Raw genomic sequence first — 3,813 nt, forward strand, 5'->3', positions numbered from 1 at the left:
GCAGTCACTCCTAAAACAATTAGTCGCTTGACCCGCTTTGCGACCAGCTCCATCAGTTCGGAATAATCTTCCTTTTTATCATAGCCCCCAGCCAGCAGAATAATCGGTTCTGTCACCGCATTAAGAGCCGTAATGGTTGCATTGGTATTTGTTCCTTTAGAGTCGTTAATATAGGTCACCCCAGCAAAACAACCGACCATTTCGAGGCGGTGTTCCACTCCTTTAAAAGTTTTAAGCACCTCAACAATAACTTCCAGCGCAACTCCTGAAAAATAAGCCAGGGTCAGGGCGGCCAACGCATTCATGGTATTATGAGGGCCAATAATACCCAGTTCGTCTTCCCGACAGACAAACATCGCTTCTTTGCCATCATTAATATAGATCTCGCGATTTAGACACCAGGCACCATAATCGACGGTTTTCTGATAACTAAAAAACGCTTTCCTTGAATTCGCCTTTGTGCCCAACTCGCAGACTAATGGGTCATCGCCGTTTAATACCAGCAGGTCTTCATTTCCTTGATTTTCAAATATCCGGCCTTTGGCGCTGACATAATTTTCCATGCTCAGGTGACGATCCAGGTGGTCGGGCGTCAGATTGAGAATCGCCGCCGCCTGAGGTCGAAAGGTATCAATTGTCTCCAATTGGAAACTGCTAATTTCTGTCACAAAAACGTCATCTGCGTTAGCGCTGTCGACATAATTAGCAATCGGATCGCCAATGTTCCCGACCACATGGGTGCCTCGGCCTGAGGCTTTAAATATTTCCCCCAGCAGGGTGGTGGTGGTAGTTTTCCCATTGGTTCCGGTAATCGCTATAAAAGGGGTTCGTGTCAATCGATAGGCCGCTTCAACCTCTCCGGTGACAGGAATACCCTGTTCGTAGGCGGCTTTTATTATCGGGATAATCAATGGCACCCCCGGGCTTACGACCACTTCATCAATCTCAGATAAGACCTCCGCACTTGGCTGAATCCCAAAAATCGATTCAAACTCCGGTTTTTTTTCAAAATCCAGAATCTGGGGAAACTCTTTTAAAATAATCCCCGATGAGCGGGTATCCGTTAATACCACGGCTTCACCATGGCTTAGTAATAGTTCTGTGACAGCAACCCCGCTTCGGGCTGCTCCGATTACCAGAGTCCTTTTTATCATGATGCGCTTCTCCTATCCTAAACAAATAAATGCAATGGTTACAAAAATGGCGGTGGCGACCCAGAAAACCGTGACAACCCGGGTTTCGCTCCAGCCAGATAATTCAAAATGATGATGAATCGGAGCCATCTTAAAAAAGCGCTTGCCCCCGGTCGATTTAAAGTAGCCCACCTGAATCACAACCGATAAGGCTTCGATAACAAATAAGGCTCCGGCGATCAGTAAAAAAAGCTGCAACTGGGTGATAATCGCCATCACCACAACCGCTCCGCCCAAGGCCATCGAGCCGGTGTCTCCCATAAAGATATCAGCTGGATTTGAATTATGCCTTAAAAAACCCAAACATCCGCCAATAATGGCACCAATAAAAATACTGGTATTGGCCTGGGGCAGGATCAGCGAACCGACAAAAAAGAAAATCGCAACAATTAGGGTTACTCCGGATGCCAATCCATCGAGTCCATCCGTTAAATTAACCGCATTGACAATGCCTACCACTGCGATAACAGTAAATGGCAGATACCAGATCCCAAAATCAACCGTCCGGTTCATCAAAGGCACGATCAGTTCCGAGCCAATCGCCGGTGAATAATAAGCATAGAGGGCAATCGCCAATGCCCCAATACATTGAAGTACCATTTTCTGCCAGGCTCGCAGACCCAGATTATGTTTTTTGGCCACCTTGATATAGTCATCAATAAAGCCTACCGCTCCAAAATAAAGCATCACCAGAATCGGGAAAAAGTCCCATTTTCCAATCAGCGCTGACAAGAGCATCACCGCCATCAATACCCCCAATTGAATCACCAGTCCACCCATCGTTGGGGTTCCTGACTTCTCCAAATGGCTTTGGGGGCCTTCTTCTCTGATCGCCTGACCAAATTTTAACCGTTTGAGCATCGGAATAAATCGCGGCGTCACAAAATAAACAACGAAAAAGGAAATCAGCAGACTGATCAGCCCAGTTTGTAAAACTGTCATTTCCATTAGCGACCGCCTTCCTTAATAAAATCAATCACCCGTTCCAAACCGATTCCCCGGGATGCTTTAATCAGAATGATATCCTGGGGCCGGACAATTTCTTTTAAACATGCTCCGGCTGAAAGCGCATCGGATACCTGGTAGACCAATCCGGCATTTTCATAGCCCTGGCAAATCAAGCGTCCCAATTTGCCGACACCGATCAGAATATCGGCCTTGTCTTTAGCGTAGCTGCCAACTTCAAGGTGTGCTGCCGGACCATATTCGCCCATTTCCAGCATATCCCCAAGCACTGCAATTTTTCGCTGATAGCCATTGCCCAGGGTGCCCAACACGTCGAGCGAAGCTCGCATGGCATCAGGATTGGCATTGTATGAGTCATTGATCACCTTGATTTGGCCAATTGTGAAAATATCCATGCGGTTGCCGCTAGGAACAAAAGCATCAAGCCCTTTTTGGATTTCCGAATGGGTCATTTCATAGAAATAACCTAAGCCAATCGCCACCAGACAATTATACACATTATGTTTGCCCGGGTACTTAAATGTGAAATCTCCGTTGCGATTGGCCCACTTTACATTTATTTGAAGGCCGGCTTGACTGGAAGTGTAGTTCAAAGCTTTGACAGTATGGTCGCCTTGCAAGCCAAAGGTTCTAACCTGGAAAGAAGTTTGTTCAGTTTTTATTTTCTTTAAGAATTCATCATCGCCGTTGACATAGGCAATGCCCTCGCTGGTTAAGGTCTCAAGGATTTCTTTTTTGGCCTGATAAATATTTTCCTGGGTTTTTAGCCGTTCTATGTGGCTAAGCCCGACATTGGTGATCACACTGATATCGGGTTCAACGAGCTGGATTGACTTAGAGATTTCGCCAGGATGATCCATGCCCATTTCGATGACCGCCAACTGATGATCTGCTGTTAAATTAAACAAGGTCTGCGGAATGCCGTATTCATTGTTAAAGTTGCCTTCCGTTTTTAGGGTATGATACTTTTGTGAAAGCACCGCAGCGACCAGATCCTTGGTCGTTGTCTTGCCGCTGCTGCCGGTAATGGCAATCACCGGGATCTTGTAACGCTGACGATTGAATCCAGCTAGGGCTTTCATCGCCGCTAATGTGGAAGTCACATAGATAACCGCCATGGCAGCTGGGAAGGATCGGTTTTTTTCCTCGGTCAGACAAACCTTGCTGCCATTTAAGAAGGCCTGACTGATATAATCATGGCCATTGTTTGTTTCTCCAATAATCGGTACATATAAATCATTGTTTTTTATTTTGCGGCTATCAATAGCAACATTTGTAATTGCCATTGATCGCTTTCCCTGGAGCAATTCCCCCCGGGTAATGTGAAGTATTTCATCAATACTGATACTTTCCATTAATATTACCTGAACTTTCTTTCTTATTTTAGTTTTTTCATAGGCTATTCTCAATGCAATTCTTTTTTCACTTCTCTTTTCACTTCTTAATTTAATTTATAGCCCCATCCACTGTCCAAAAAGACCATGACATTATATCAAACTTTAAACATAAAGAAAAGCAAGGATTTTCCCCCTCAGCACTGAAAGGTAAACTTATCGATATTTCGCTATTTCATAAAAAAATACTCTTGTGGATAACTTTTGCATATGACGCCTGTTTTTCAGAAAAGTTATCCACAACTTATGCTTAGACATCC

The 3,813-nt window shown here is 44.8% G+C and carries 3 protein-coding genes; all 3 read right to left on the reverse strand.

Going from position 1 to position 3,813, the window contains the following annotated elements; all coding sequences use genetic code 11:
- Positions 1–1,154 (reverse strand): UDP-N-acetylmuramoyl-L-alanine--D-glutamate ligase (murD, locus tag QZ998_RS10380; RefSeq protein ID WP_296560354.1); only part of this gene is annotated, 1,154 nt, incomplete at its 3' end.
- 12 nt (positions 1,155–1,166) lie between these two features.
- On the reverse strand, positions 1,167–2,141 hold the full coding sequence (mraY, locus tag QZ998_RS10385) for a phospho-N-acetylmuramoyl-pentapeptide-transferase (RefSeq protein WP_296560356.1): 975 nt from the start codon (positions 2,139–2,141) through the stop codon (positions 1,167–1,169).
- Positions 2,141–3,514 carry a UDP-N-acetylmuramoyl-tripeptide--D-alanyl-D-alanine ligase gene (gene murF, locus QZ998_RS10390; RefSeq protein ID WP_296560357.1) on the reverse strand — a complete coding sequence of 458 codons (1,374 nt, stop codon included), beginning with the start codon at positions 3,512–3,514 and terminating at the stop codon, positions 2,141–2,143. The genes mraY and murF overlap by 1 nt, the downstream gene beginning before the upstream one ends.
- Positions 3,515–3,813 lie beyond the last annotated feature (299 nt).

Source organism: uncultured Acetobacterium sp. (assembly GCF_927416815.1).
Classification (GTDB): domain Bacteria; phylum Bacillota; class Clostridia; order Eubacteriales; family Eubacteriaceae; genus Acetobacterium.

Bases quoted from the DNA above. Each gene is read 5' to 3' on its own strand.
- murF (WP_296560357.1), bottom strand. From the start codon at position 3,514: ATGGAAAGTATCAGTATTGATGAAATACTTCACATTACCCGGGGGGAA.
- mraY (WP_296560356.1), bottom strand. From the start codon at position 2,141: ATGGAAATGACAGTTTTACAAACTGGGCTGATCAGTCTGCTGATTTCC.